Source organism: Pseudomonas sp. MWU12-2345 (assembly GCF_023242385.1).
Taxonomy (GTDB): Bacteria; Pseudomonadota; Gammaproteobacteria; order Pseudomonadales; family Pseudomonadaceae; genus Aquipseudomonas; species Aquipseudomonas gingeri_D.
Genome location: NZ_JALLJA010000026.1, coordinates 59,260 through 73,072, shown reverse-complemented (window position 1 = coordinate 73,072; position 13,813 = coordinate 59,260). Strand labels below are relative to the sequence as shown.

The 13,813-nt window shown below is 60.6% G+C and carries 12 protein-coding genes; 9 read left to right on the top strand and 3 right to left on the bottom strand.

Going from position 1 to position 13,813, the window contains the following annotated elements; genetic code table 11:
- Positions 1-29 precede the first annotated feature (29 nt).
- A complete protein-coding gene (locus M5C71_RS31570; protein WP_103494945.1) occupies positions 30-554 on the bottom strand; it encodes an outer membrane protein assembly factor BamE in 525 nt (174 codons plus the stop codon).
- A gap of 97 nt (positions 555-651) precedes the next feature.
- Here M5C71_RS31570 and fur point away from each other — a divergent pair, with 97 nt between their 5' ends.
- The gene (fur, locus tag M5C71_RS31565; protein ID WP_103494944.1) at positions 652-1,059 is read left to right on the top strand and encodes a ferric iron uptake transcriptional regulator; all 408 of its coding nucleotides are present in this window, start codon (positions 652-654) and stop codon (positions 1,057-1,059) included.
- Positions 1,060-1,158: 99 nt separating this feature from the next.
- Here fur and recN read toward each other — a convergent pair whose 3' ends face one another.
- On the bottom strand, positions 1,159-2,832 hold the full coding sequence (recN, locus tag M5C71_RS31560; protein WP_103494943.1) for a DNA repair protein RecN: 1,674 nt from the start codon (positions 2,830-2,832) through the stop codon (positions 1,159-1,161).
- 242 nt (positions 2,833-3,074) lie between these two features.
- On the opposite strand from recN, the gene grpE reads away from it, so the two are divergent.
- The 8 genes from grpE to M5C71_RS31520 all read left to right on the top strand — a co-directional run bounded on the left by grpE (position 3,075) and on the right by M5C71_RS31520 (position 13,427).
- Positions 3,075-3,641: a nucleotide exchange factor GrpE gene (grpE, locus tag M5C71_RS31555; protein WP_103494942.1), complete on the top strand. Its 567-nt coding sequence runs from the start codon at positions 3,075-3,077 to the stop codon at positions 3,639-3,641.
- A gap of 102 nt (positions 3,642-3,743) precedes the next feature.
- Positions 3,744-5,663 carry a molecular chaperone DnaK gene (gene dnaK / locus M5C71_RS31550; protein ID WP_103494941.1) on the top strand — a complete coding sequence of 640 codons (1,920 nt, stop codon included), beginning with the start codon at positions 3,744-3,746 and terminating at the stop codon, positions 5,661-5,663.
- Between the two features lie 193 nt (positions 5,664-5,856).
- Positions 5,857-6,981, top strand: coding sequence for a molecular chaperone DnaJ (dnaJ, locus tag M5C71_RS31545; protein WP_103494940.1), 1,125 nt, complete (start codon positions 5,857-5,859; stop codon positions 6,979-6,981).
- Between the two features lie 10 nt (positions 6,982-6,991).
- Positions 6,992-7,798, top strand: a complete 807-nt coding sequence (gene dapB / locus M5C71_RS31540) for a 4-hydroxy-tetrahydrodipicolinate reductase (RefSeq protein ID WP_152737631.1) — start codon at positions 6,992-6,994, stop codon at positions 7,796-7,798.
- A gap of 259 nt (positions 7,799-8,057) precedes the next feature.
- A complete protein-coding gene (carA, locus tag M5C71_RS31535) occupies positions 8,058-9,194 on the top strand; it encodes a glutamine-hydrolyzing carbamoyl-phosphate synthase small subunit (protein WP_248769548.1) in 1,137 nt (378 codons plus the stop codon).
- Positions 9,195-9,299: 105 nt separating this feature from the next.
- Positions 9,300-12,521, top strand: coding sequence for a carbamoyl-phosphate synthase large subunit (carB, locus tag M5C71_RS31530; RefSeq protein ID WP_103494937.1), 3,222 nt, complete (start codon positions 9,300-9,302; stop codon positions 12,519-12,521).
- A complete protein-coding gene (gene greA / locus M5C71_RS31525; protein ID WP_103494936.1) occupies positions 12,518-12,994 on the top strand; it encodes a transcription elongation factor GreA in 477 nt (158 codons plus the stop codon). Before carB ends, greA begins: the two co-directional genes overlap by 4 nt.
- A gap of 28 nt (positions 12,995-13,022) precedes the next feature.
- On the top strand, positions 13,023-13,427 hold the full coding sequence (locus M5C71_RS31520) for an MFS transporter (protein WP_152737628.1): 405 nt from the start codon (positions 13,023-13,025) through the stop codon (positions 13,425-13,427).
- A gap of 10 nt (positions 13,428-13,437) precedes the next feature.
- Here the strand turns inward: M5C71_RS31520 and yhbY are convergent, their stop codons facing one another.
- A complete protein-coding gene (gene yhbY / locus M5C71_RS31515) occupies positions 13,438-13,746 on the bottom strand; it encodes a ribosome assembly RNA-binding protein YhbY (RefSeq protein ID WP_100939603.1) in 309 nt (102 codons plus the stop codon).
- Between the last annotated feature and the right edge of the window lie 67 nt (positions 13,747-13,813).

The window sequence follows — 13,813 nt, the reverse complement described above, 5'->3', positions numbered from 1 at the left end:
ACATGCCGGGCTTTTTTTGTACCGCCGTTTTACTGCGGCGTGGTGTCCAGCGGTTGCGGCGTCGGAACCGGTACGGCTTTTACGCCGTCGACATCCTTCTGGATCTGGTCCAGCAGCGAACCCGGCTTGACCGGCTTCTCAGGTTGCGGCTTCTCGGCATTCTGCGCCGGAGCGTTCACTTGTGTGCCGTCCTTGCCCAGGATCGCTTCATCGCGGCTTACGCCGGGCTTGAAGTCGCCGGACAGGCTGGCGAGTTGATCATTGGCATTGAAGATCAGGCTGACACGCTCCTGTTGGCGTTCACCGCCGCCGGGCTGCAGGCTATACAGGTAATCCCAGCGATTGGGGTGGAATGTGTCGACCAACAGAGGGTTGCCCATGATAAACCTTACTTGCTTGCGGGTCATTCCCGGGCGCAACTGGTCTATCATGTCCTGCGTGACGACATTGCCCTGTTGGATGTCGATTTTGTAAACCCCGGGGAATGAACAACCGGCGAGTGCGAGCAGTCCCACTAAGGTAAAACTGGTTAGCAACAGCTTGGTGTTTTGCATCGGTGGGCGACTTCCACTATCTTGGCTGGGACAACGTAAACCCCGATCATACCCGTATTAAGAGAAGCTGCGAAGCAGCATCGCGAGAAAGCTGACCATGGTTGAAAATAGCGAACTACGTAAAGCCGGCTTAAAAGTGACTCTGCCACGGGTCAAGATTCTGCAAATGCTTGATTCCGCCGAGCAGCGTCACATGAGCGCCGAGGATGTCTACAAGGCGCTGATGGAAGCGGGCGAGGATGTTGGCCTGGCAACGGTCTACCGTGTACTGACCCAGTTCGAAGCGGCCGGGTTGGTGGTTCGCCACAATTTCGATGGCGGCCATGCGGTCTTCGAGCTGGCGGACGGCGGGCACCACGATCATATGGTCAACGTGGATACCAGCGAGGTGATCGAATTCACCAGCCCGGAAATCGAGAAGCTGCAGAAGGCTATCGCCGAAGAGCACGATTTCGAGCTGGTGGACCACAATCTGGTGCTGTACGTACGTAAAAAGAAAAAATAAGTCTGTCGCGGATACCGGTTCGCGAAGCGAACAAAGGCGACCCTAGGGTCGCCTTTGTGTTTTTTGTTGCCGGATTTTTCCGGGTGTCGATATCCGGACTCAGGCTTTGGCCGTGATCACCATCTTTTTCGCGTGGGCCAGGGACTCCTTGGTCAGGTCGATGCCCCCGAGCATGCGCGCGACTTCTTCGATCCGTTCAGCCTTGCTCAGTTTCGAGACTGCCGTACGGGTGGCATCGCTGCCACGCATCTTGTGCACAAATAGATGGTGGTGCCCTTGCGCCGCTACTTGCGGCAGGTGCGTGACGGTCAGTACCTGCCCGCGCTCGCCGAGGCGACGCAGCAGTTGACCGACGATCTCGGCGGTCGGGCCGCCGATACCCACGTCCACTTCGTCGAACACCAGGGTCGGGATGCGCGAGGTCTGTGCGGTGATGACCTGGATCGCCAGGCTGATCCGTGACAGCTCGCCCCCCGAGGCCACCTTGGCCAGGGCCTTGAGCGGCTGACCGGGGTTGGCGCTGACCAGCAATTCGACCAGTTCAAGGCCATAAGGCAGCGGTTCGTTGCTGGTGTTGGCGTGCAGTTCGATGCTGAAGCGCCCTCCGGGCATGCCCAGGCGCTGGATTTCCTGTTCCACGGCATTGGCGAGGCCAGTCGCCGCTTGATGACGTAGATCACTAAGTTCCCGTGCCCGTTCCTGATAGTGTCGGGCATAAGCCGCGAGTTCTTCGGTGAGGCGCTCGATGGCTTCGTCATTGGCATTGAGGGTTTCGATTTCATCCAGCAGCTTTTGCTGGAGGGTCGCTACCTCCGTTGGCTGGATGCGGTGCTTGCGCGCCAGGGTGTAGATCGCGTCCAGGCGCTCCTCCAGCTGTTGCAACCGGGCCGGGTCGGCGTCGAAGTGGTCGAGGAAGCGGTTCAGTTCGCCGACGGCTTCCTCGACCTGGATCTGCGCGCTGGCCAGCAGGTTGGTGGCTTCGCCCAGTGAGCCGGAGCCGTTGCTGACGCTGGACAGGCGATTGAGGCTCGCGGTCAGGGCATTAAGCACATTGCCCGAGTCGCTTTCGCTGCACTGTTCCACCACTTGGCGGCAGATGCCGAGCAGGGTTTCGGCGTTGGTCAGGTTCTTGTGTTCCTGCTCCAGGTCCCCCAGCTCGTTTTCCCCCAGGCCGAGGTTCTCGAGTTCTTCGAGCTGGTAGCTGAGCAGTTGGTGGCGGGCGCGCTGTTCGTCGCCGGAATTGGAGAGGCGCTCCAGTTCCTGGCGGGTCTGGCGCCAGCGCTGGGCGGCAAGCTGTACCTGGCGGGCGAGGTCGGTGGCGCCGGCGTATTCGTCGAGCAGTCGGCGATGGGTGTCGGTTTTCAGCAGGGACTGGTGTTCGTGCTGGCTGTGGATGTCGATCAGCAGTTCGCCGAGGGCCTTGAGGTCGCCCTGGGGGCACGGCGAGCCGTTGATATAGCCGCGCGAGCGACCTTCGGCGGTAATGACCCGGCGCAGGATGCACGGACCGTCGTTGTCGAGGTCGCGTTCGGCGAGCCAGGCTCGGGCCTCGGGGATGTCCTCGAGGTCGAAGGTAGCGAGGATGTCGGCCTTGTCCGCGCCGGGGCGGACCACGCCGCTGTCGGCGCGATCGCCCAGGGTCAGCCCGAGGGCGTCGAGCATGATCGACTTGCCGGCGCCGGTTTCGCCAGTGATTACGCTCATCCCGCGATCCAGCTCCAGATCGAGATGTTCGACGATTGCGTAGTTATGTACGGACAGGTGCACCAGCATGAAGGCCGCTCCCAGGCTTTAGGTCTGGTTATTTATACAGTGTTTTGATTTGCGCTGACAATGCTTGCCCTTAGTTCGATTGGCTTGAATGTCGGGGTTTCTTAGCGCGATCTGTAATCGCGCGCGGATGGACCGGGGTGCGATTGCCGCGCTGGCGGCCCTTGAACCTGGAAATTGCGACCCCATATATCGGGGCAGAAGCGCGAGTCGAGCTCGCAGACGATATTGAAAGGAGGTTTTTTATGGCTGACGAACAGACTCTGGATTCGCAAAATCAGGAAGCCGGCTCGGCCGCACAGGCTCAGGGCGACGATCTGGCTACCCGCGTCCAGGTGCTCGAAGAGCAACTGGCAGCGGCGCAGGATCAAGGGTTGCGTGTCGCGGCCGACCTGCAGAACATCCGCCGGCGTGCCGAGCAGGATGTGGAAAAGGCGCACAAATTCGCCCTGGAGAAGTTTGCCGGCGACCTGCTGCCGATCATCGACAGCCTGGAGCGCGGCCTGGACCTGTCCAACCCGGACGATGAAAACATCCGGCCGATGCGCGAAGGCATCGAGCTGACCCTGAAGATGTTCCAGGACACCCTCAAGCGTTATCAGCTGGAAGCCATCGACCCCCACGGCGAGCCCTTCAACGCCTCCCTGCACCAGGCCATGGCCATGCAGGAAAGCGCCGAGGTCGAGCCCAACAGCGTGCTGAAGGTGTTCCAGAAAGGCTATCAGCTGCACGGTCGCCTGCTGCGCCCGGCGATGGTTGTGGTCAGCAAGGCGGTGGCGCCGGTTTCGCCGACGATCGACGAGCAGGCTTGAAATCGGCTGCAAGGCCCCCCATCTACAAGTCAAGCGTTTAAGTGCTACCACAGTTGGCCATAACCGCTGCGGTAAAAAAAATCAAAGTTTCGGGAGAGTGAAATGGGCAAAATTATCGGTATCGACCTGGGGACTACCAACTCCTGCGTCTCCATTCTTGAAAACGGCAAGGCCAAAGTGATCGAAAACGCCGAGGGTGCACGCACCACGCCGTCGATCATTGCCTACGCCAACGATGGCGAAATCCTGGTTGGCCAGTCGGCCAAGCGCCAGGCGGTGACCAATCCGCATAACACCCTGTACGCGGTGAAGCGTCTGATCGGTCGCAAGTTCGACGAAGAAGTCGTTCAGAAAGACATCAAGATGGTCCCTTACAAAATCGCCAAGGCTGACAACGGCGACGCTTGGGTTGAAGTGAACGGCCAGAAAATGGCGCCGCCACAGATCTCGGCTGAAATCCTGAAGAAGATGAAGAAAACCGCCGAAGACTACCTCGGCGAGACTGTGACTGAAGCGGTCATCACCGTTCCGGCCTACTTCAACGACAGCCAGCGCCAGGCCACCAAGGACGCCGGTCGTATCGCCGGTCTGGACGTCAAGCGCATCATCAACGAACCGACCGCGGCCGCTCTGGCCTACGGTATGGACAAGGCCAAGGGCGACCACACCGTCATCGTTTATGACCTGGGTGGCGGTACCTTCGACGTGTCGGTGATCGAAATCGCCGAAGTCGATGGCGAGCACCAGTTCGAAGTGTTGGCCACCAACGGTGACACCTTCCTCGGCGGTGAAGACTTTGACATTCGTCTGATCGACTACCTCGTCGACGAGTTCAAGAAAGAAAGCGGCATGAACCTCAAAGGTGACCCGCTGGCCATGCAGCGCCTGAAAGAAGCTGCTGAAAAAGCCAAGATCGAGCTGTCCTCGGCTCAGTCGACCGACGTCAACCTGCCGTACATCACCGCAGATGCCACCGGTCCCAAGCACTTGAACGTGAAAATCTCCCGCGCCAAGCTGGAAGCGCTGGTGGAAGACCTGGTTCAGCGCACCATCGAACCTTGCCGCATCGCGCTGAAAGACGCCGGTATCGACGTCGCCAAGATCAACGACGTGATCCTGGTCGGTGGTCAGACCCGCATGCCGCTGGTGCAGAAGCTGGTCACCGATTTCTTCGGTAAAGAAGCCCGTAAAGACGTTAACCCGGACGAAGCCGTTGCCATGGGTGCTGCTATCCAGGGCGCTGTTCTGGCCGGTGATGTGAAAGACGTTCTGCTGCTCGACGTCAGCCCGCTGACCCTGGGTATCGAAACCATGGGTGGCGTGATGACCGCGCTGATCGAGAAAAACACCACGATTCCTACCAAGAAATCGCAAGTGTTCTCGACTGCCGACGACAACCAGGGCGCCGTGACCATCCACGTCCTGCAGGGTGAGCGTAAGCAAGCCACGCAGAACAAGTCCCTGGGCAAGTTCGACCTGGCCGAGATTCCACCAGCGCCACGTGGCGTGCCACAGATCGAAGTGACTTTCGACATCGACGCCAACGGCATCCTGCACGTCGGCGCGAAGGACAAGGCCACCGGCAAAGAGCAGAAGATCACCATCAAGGCCAACTCCGGCCTGTCGGATGAAGAAATCCAGCAGATGATTCGTGATGCCGAGCTCAATGCCGAAGAAGACCGCAAGTTCGAAGAGCTGGCCAGTGCCCGCAACCAGGGTGATGCCCTGGTGCATTCGACGCGCAAGATGGTTGCTGACGCCGGTGACAAGGTGACCGCCGAAGAGAAAACCGCGATCGAAGCGGCCGTGGTTGCCCTGGAAGCCGCTGTCAAAGGCGACGACAAGGCCGCTATCGAAGCCAAGGTCGAGGAACTGTCCAAGGTCTCCGCGCCTGTGGCCCAGAAGATGTACGCCGAACAGGGCGCCAAGCCTGAAGCCGGTGCACAACCTGCCCAGGAAGAAGCGCACCACAAGGATGACGTCGTCGACGCTGAGTTCGAAGAAGTCAAAGAACACAAGTAACCACTTGTAGGTCAACCGGTTGACTGCCCTTGAGCGGTGACTGGTAGGATGTCGCCGCGCGGGAGCTTGCTCCCGCGTTGGCGTGTCTGGAATAGACGAATTTTTACAGCATGCGACAGCGTTCGGGTGCTGGTGGTAGGGGCGGGACTGTTCCAGTCGGTTGTCCCGAACATCCTCAAGAGTGCAAAGAATCATGGCAAAGCGTGACTATTACGAGGTTTTGGGGGTCGAGCGTGGCTCCAGCGAAGCGGACCTGAAAAAAGCGTACCGCCGCCTCGCGATGAAACATCACCCGGACCGTAATCCGGATGACAAGGCGTCGGAAGAGCTGTTCAAGGAGGCCAACGAGGCCTACGAAGTACTGTCCGATTCCAGCAAGCGTGCAGCCTACGACCAGTACGGCCATGCGGGCGTCGACCCGAGCATGGGTGGCGGCGGTGCCGGTTTCGGCGGGCAGAATTTCTCCGATATCTTCGGCGATGTATTCAGCGATTTCTTTGGTGGCGGTCGCGGCGGTTCCCGTGGTGGCGCACAGCGCGGCAGTGATCTGCGCTACACCCTGGAACTGAATCTGGAAGAAGCGGTACGCGGTACCACCGTCAATATCCGCGTGCCGACGCTGGTCAACTGCAAGCCGTGCGACGGTTCCGGGGCCAAGAAAGGTTCCGCGCCGATCACTTGCCCGACCTGTGGCGGTATCGGCCAGGTGCGCATGCAGCAAGGCTTCTTCTCGGTACAGCAAACCTGCCCGCGTTGCCATGGCCAGGGCAAGATCATTTCCGATCCGTGCGATTCCTGCCATGGTCAGGGTCGCGTGGAAGAGTACAAGACCCTGTCGGTGAAAGTGCCGTCGGGCGTCGATACCGGTGACCGTATTCGCCTGTCCGGCGAAGGCGAGGCGGGTACCCAGGGTGGTCCGACCGGCGATCTGTATGTCGTGATCAATGTCCGCGAACACGATATTTTCCAGCGCGACGGCAAGCATCTGTTCTGCGAGGTGCCGATCAGCTTCGTCGACGCGGCCCTGGGCGGCGAGCTGGAAGTGCCGACCCTGGACGGTCGCGTCAAGTTGAAGATTCCGGAAGGGACCCAGACCGGCAAGCAGTTCCGTCTGCGCGGCAAGGGCGTTGCGCCCGTGCGTGGCGGCGGTGCGGGTGACCTGATGTGCCGTGTGGCCGTCGAGACCCCGGTGAACCTGAGCCGTCGCCAGCGTGAGTTGCTCGAAGAGTTCCGCTCCTCCCTGGATGGTGACAGCTCTCACTCGCCCAAGGCCAGCGGTTGGTTCGAAGGCATGAAGCGTTTCTTCGGCGACCTGTAAGGAGCGAGGCATGCGACGTATAGCTGTGATGGGCGCCGCCGGGCGCATGGGCAAGATCCTGATCGAAGCGGTGCAGCAACGCGCTCCGCTCACCGCTCTGACGGCGGCGATCGTCCGTCCCGGCAGTTCGCTGGTCGGTGCGGATGCCGGCGAGTTGGCTTCGTTGGGGCGTATCGGCGTGCCGTTGTCCGAGGGGTTGGATGCGCTGGCGGATGGGTTCGATGTGTTGATCGACTTCACGCTGCCGGAAGTGATGCTGAAAAACCTGGCGTTCTGTCGCCAGGCGGGCAAGGCCATGGTGATCGGTACCACCGGCCTGAGCGCCGAGCAGAAGCAGTTGCTGGTGGAGGCGGGCAAGGATATTCCCATCGTCTTCGCCGCCAATTTCAGTGTCGGGGTCAATCTGTCGCTGAAGTTGCTCGCGCTGACCGCTCGGGTGATGGGCGATGAAGCGGATATCGAGATTATCGAGACGCATCATCGGCACAAGGTCGATTCGCCTTCGGGAACGGCCATGCGCATGGGCGAGGTGATTGCCGATACCCTGGGCCGTGATCTGCAGAAGGTCGCGGTCTATGGTCGCGAAGGTCATGTCGGTGCGCGGGCACATGACACCATCGGTTTTGCCACGGTGCGCGGCGGTGATGTGGTCGGTGATCACACCGTGCTGTTCGCCACCGAGGGCGAGCGCCTGGAGATCACCCACAAGGCTTCGAGTCGCATGACCTTCGCCAAGGGCGCGGTGCGTGCGGCATTGTGGCTGGATGGCAAGGCGCCAGGCCTGTACGATATGCAGGATGTGCTCGAACTGCACTGATTGATGTCCCGGGAGCAGGGTTGGCAAGGTCTGCCCGCCCTGTTTCGCACCGCAAAGCGACGCCCTGTCGCATTCCCTGGCCTTTTCGGCTCATTAGCGGTGGATTAAAAAAGCCTTTTTCTGTAAGCTACAGCTTTAGTGTGTCCACTAAAAGCGCGCAGAATAATTCAGTGAACGAGCGGGGTGACGTGTCCATACGTCATTCCGCTTTTTTACAACCTGCGATCGCCCTTTCAGGCTTTATTTACGGGAGGTCTTCTTGACTAAGCCAGCCATACTCGCCCTTGCTGATGGCAGCATTTTTCGCGGCGAAGCCATTGGAGCCGACGGTCAGACCGTTGGTGAGGTGGTGTTCAACACCGCCATGACCGGCTATCAGGAAATCCTTACCGATCCTTCCTATGCCCAGCAAATCGTTACCCTGACCTACCCGCACATCGGCAACACCGGCACCACGCCGGAAGATGTCGAGTCCGATCGTGTCTGGTCCGCCGGCCTGGTCATTCGCGACCTGCCGCTGGTAGCGAGCAACTGGCGTAACACGATGTCGCTGTCCGATTACCTGAAGGCCAACAACGTGGTGGCCATCGCCGGCATCGACACCCGCCGCCTGACCCGCATCCTGCGGGAAAAAGGCTCGCAGAACGGCTGCATCATGGCCGGCGACAATATTTCCGAAGCCGCGGCCATTGCCGCGGCACAAGGCTTCCCAGGCCTGAAGGGCATGGACCTGGCGAAAGTCGTCAGCACCACCGAGCAGTACGAGTGGCGCTCGACGGTCTGGGACTTGAAGACCGACAGCCACGCGACCATCGAAGCCTCCGAGCTGCCTTACCATGTCGTGGCCTACGACTACGGGATCAAGCACAACATCCTGCGCATGCTGGTCGAGCGCGGCTGCCGTGTGACGGTCGTGCCGGCGCAGACGCCAGCCAGCGACGTCCTGGCCCTGCAGCCGGACGGCGTGTTCCTGTCCAACGGCCCGGGCGATCCTGAGCCATGCGACTACGCTATCCAGGCGATCAAGGATGTGCTGGAAACCGAGATCCCGGTGTTCGGTATCTGCCTGGGTCACCAACTGCTGGCCCTGGCCTCCGGCGCCAAGACCCTGAAAATGGGTCACGGCCATCACGGTGCTAACCACCCGGTCCAGGACCTGGACACCGGCGTTGTCATGATCACCAGCCAGAACCACGGTTTTGCCGTGGATGAAGCGACCCTGCCGGCCAATGTCCGGGCAATTCACAAGTCGCTGTTCGACGGTTCCCTGCAAGGCATCGAGCGCACCGACAAGAGCGCGTTCAGCTTCCAGGGTCACCCTGAAGCCAGCCCGGGCCCGAACGACGTTGCGCCGCTGTTCGATCGCTTCATCAATGAGATGGCCAAGCGCCGTTGATCGCCTGAATACCCGGGGCGGCCCCGCAACGCGGCGGCCCCCCGGGTCTCTTCTAGGATTGTTCAACGGCTTGCCGACTGACCTGCGGATTTGAGTGACAAACCCATGCCAAAACGTACAGACATAAAAAGCATCCTGATTCTCGGTGCCGGCCCGATCGTGATCGGCCAGGCCTGTGAATTCGACTACTCCGGCGCCCAGGCCTGCAAGGCCCTGCGCGAAGAGGGTTACCGCGTCATCCTGGTGAACTCGAACCCGGCCACCATCATGACCGACCCGGCCATGGCCGACGCCACCTACATCGAACCGATCAAGTGGCAGACCGTGGCCAAGATCATCGAGAAGGAGCGTCCGGACGCCCTGCTGCCGACCATGGGTGGCCAGACCGCCCTGAACTGCGCCCTGGACCTGGAGCGCGAAGGCGTGCTCGAGAAGTTCGGCGTGGAAATGATCGGTGCCAACGCCGACACCATCGACAAGGCCGAAGACCGTTCGCGTTTCGACAAGGCGATGAAATCCATCGGCCTGGACTGCCCGCGTTCCGGTATTGCCCACAGCATGGAAGAGGCCAATGCGGTCCTCGAGAAGCTCGGCTTCCCGTGCATCATCCGTCCGTCCTTCACCATGGGCGGCACCGGTGGCGGTATCGCCTACAACCGTGAAGAGTTCGAAGAAATCTGCGCCCGTGGCCTGGACCTGTCGCCGACCAAGGAACTGCTGATCGACGAGTCGCTGATCGGCTGGAAAGAGTACGAGATGGAGGTGGTCCGCGATAAAAAGGACAACTGCATCATCGTCTGCTCCATCGAGAACTTCGACCCGATGGGCGTGCACACCGGTGACTCGATCACCGTTGCGCCGGCACAGACCCTGACCGACAAGGAATACCAGATCCTGCGTAACGCCTCCCTGGCGGTACTGCGCGAGATCGGCGTGGAAACCGGTGGTTCCAACGTTCAGTTCGGCATCTGCCCGAACACCGGCCGCATGGTCGTGATCGAAATGAACCCGCGGGTATCGCGTTCCTCGGCCCTGGCTTCGAAAGCCACCGGCTTCCCGATCGCCAAGGTCGCGGCCAAGCTGGCCGTGGGTTACACCCTGGACGAGCTGTCGAACGACATCACCGGCGGCAAGACCCCGGCGTCCTTCGAACCGTCCATCGACTACGTCGTGACCAAGCTGCCGCGCTTTGCCTTCGAGAAATTCCCGAAAGCCGACGCCCGCCTGACCACCCAGATGAAGTCGGTCGGTGAAGTCATGGCCATCGGCCGGACCTTCCAGGAATCCCTGCAGAAAGCCCTGCGCGGCCTGGAAGTGGGTGTTTGCGGCCTGGACGAGAAGCTCGACCTGAGCAATCCGGAAAGCATGAACGTGCTCAAGCGCGAGCTGACCGTGCCGGGCGCCGAGCGTATCTGGTACGTGGCCGACGCCTTCCGCGCTGGCATGACCGTCGAAGAAATCTTCGGCATGAACATGATCGATCCGTGGTTCCTGGTGCAGATCGAAGATCTGATCAAGGACGAAGAGAAGGTCAAGACCCTGGGTCTGTCGGCCATCGACCGCGACCTGATGTTCCGCCTCAAGCGCAAGGGCTTCTCCGACATGCGTCTGGCCAAGCTGCTGGGCGTCACCGAGAAAAACCTGCGGACCCACCGTCACAAGCTGGAAGTGTTCCCGGTCTACAAGCGCGTTGACACCTGCGCGGCCGAGTTCGCCACCGACACCGCCTACCTCTACTCGACGTACGAAGAAGAGTGCGAGGCCGCGCCATCGGGTCGCGACAAGATCATGATCCTCGGCGGCGGTCCGAACCGTATCGGCCAGGGCATCGAGTTCGACTACTGCTGTGTACACGCGGCCCTGGCGCTGCGCGAAGACGGGTACGAGACCATCATGGTCAACTGCAACCCGGAAACCGTGTCCACCGACTACGACACCTCCGATCGCCTGTACTTCGAGCCGGTGACCCTGGAAGACGTGCTGGAAATCGTCCGTGTCGAGAAACCGAAAGGCGTGATCGTCCAGTACGGCGGCCAGACCCCGTTGAAACTGGCCCGTGCCCTGGAAGCGGCCGGCGTGCCGATCATCGGCACCAGCCCTGACGCCATCGACCGTGCCGAAGACCGTGAGCGCTTCCAGCAGATGGTCGAGCGCCTGAACCTGCGTCAGCCGCCAAACGCCACCGTGCGCAGCGAAGACGAAGCGATTCGTGCCGCGAGCAAGATCGGTTACCCGCTGGTGGTGCGTCCGTCCTACGTACTGGGCGGCCGGGCGATGGAAATCGTCTACGAAGAAGAAGAGCTCAAGCGTTACCTGCGTGATGCGGTGAAAGTCTCCAACGACAGCCCGGTGCTGCTGGACCACTTCCTCAACTGCGCCATCGAAATGGACGTGGATGCGGTCTGCGACGGCACCGACGTGGTGATCGGCGCGATCATGCAGCACATCGAACAGGCCGGTGTTCACTCCGGTGACTCCGCGTGCTCGCTGCCGCCGTACTCGCTGCCGGCGCACATCCAGGACGAGATGCGTGACCAGGTCAAGAAAATGGCCCTGGAATTGGGCGTTGTCGGCCTGATGAACGTGCAGTTGGCCTTGCAAGGCGAAGATATCTACGTCATCGAAGTCAACCCGCGCGCCTCGCGGACCGTGCCGTTCGTCTCCAAGTGCATCGGTGTCTCCCTGGCCATGATCGCCGCCCGCGTGATGGCCGGTAAGACCCTGAAGGAACTGAACTTCACCAAGGAAATCATTCCGAACTTCTACAGCGTGAAAGAGGCGGTGTTCCCCTTCGCCAAATTCCCTGGCGTGGACCCGATCCTGGGCCCTGAGATGAAGTCCACCGGTGAAGTGATGGGCGTCGGCGACACCTTCGGCGAAGCCTTCGCCAAGGCCCAGATGGGTGCCAGCGAAGTGCTGCCGACCGGCGGTACCGCCTTTATCAGCGTGCGTGATGACGACAAGCCACTGGTTGCAGGCGTGGCCCGTGATCTGATCAACTTGGGCTTCGAAGTGGTGGCCACTGCCGGCACGGCCAAGCTGATCGAAGCGGCCGGGCTGAAAGTGCGCCGGGTCAACAAGGTGACGGAAGGTCGTCCGCACGTCGTCGACATGATCAAGAATGACGAAGTCACCCTGATCATCAACACGACCGAAGGCCGTCAGTCGATCGCTGACTCGTACTCCATTCGTCGTAACGCGCTGCAGCACAAGATCTACTGCACCACTACCATTGCTGCTGGCGAAGCCATCTGCGAAGCGCTCAAGTTCGGTCCGGAGAAGACCGTGCGTCGCTTGCAGGATCTACACGCAGGATTGAAGGCATGATCAAATACCCCATGACCGTCCAGGGCGCGAAAGCCCTGGAAGAAGAGCATGCTCACCTGACCAAGGTCGTCCGTCCGAAGCTGAGCCAGGACATCGGTACGGCCCGCGAGCTGGGTGACTTGAAGGAAAACGCCGAATACCACGCTGCTCGCGAGCAGCAGGGTATGGTCGAGGCGCGGATCCGTGACATCGAAGGTCGCATGCAGAACGCGGTGATCATCGACGTCACGACCATCCCGCACACCGGCAAGGTGATTTTTGGCACCACCGTGGAAATCGCCAACGTCGAAACCGACGAAAGCGTGGTTTACCACATCGTGGGTGAAGACGAAGCCGACTTCAAACTCGGCAAGATCTCCGTCGGCTCACCGCTGGCCCGCGCCTTGATTGCCAAGGAAGAGGGTGACGTGGTGGCTGTCAAAACGCCGAGTGGCGTTATCGAGTACGAGATTGTTGAAGTCCGCCACATCTGAACGCCGGCGCCCGCTACGTGCGGGCGCCATGCTCTGGCAGCTGACCCAGATGCTCTGGGTCGGCGGCCTGTGGCTGCTGCACATCGGCTTGTTGCCGGTGTTGACGAAAATCGGCCTGGCACCGCTGCTGATCGACGAGATCAATAGCCTGCTGGGCTCTTTATTGATAGGGTTTGCCACGGTGTGTGTGATCGTGCAGACCCTGGTGTTGCTCCAGGCCGAAGGCCGGGCAAGCCTCTGGCGCGATACGCGCGGGCAATTGCTGCTGATGTCGCTGTATGCGTGCGGGATGTATTTCGCGGTGCGTACCTGGCTGCCGGATGCATTGCGCTGGCAGTTGTTCAGTTACCTGGTGCTCGGCCTTTGCGGCCTGGTGCTGGTACTGCAACCGGTGCCGGGCGAGAGTGGCAGGGTACGCACGGCGTACCCTTGACCCGTCTACGTCACTTGAAGCGATGGACGTTGGACAACTGCTTGTTGACGCTGAAGTTCTTGCGATACAGCAGCGCCATCTTGCCGATGACTTGCACCAGATCCGCCTTGCCGGCCTTGCACAGTTGCGCAATGGCCTCCAGGCGCGATTCGCGGTCGAGGATATTGAGCTTGATCTTGATCAGCTCATGATCGCCCAATGCGCGTTCAAGCTCGGCTAACACACCTTCGGTCAAACCGTTGTCAGCCACAGTCAATACTGGTTTCAGATGGTGGCCGATGGATTTGTACTGTTTCTTCTGCTCTTGAGTGAGCGGCATAATCTGACCCCTGCGTCTGATCTTGTAAAAAGCGGCGGCCAGTTTACCCGAGCGCGTCCGGGACCGC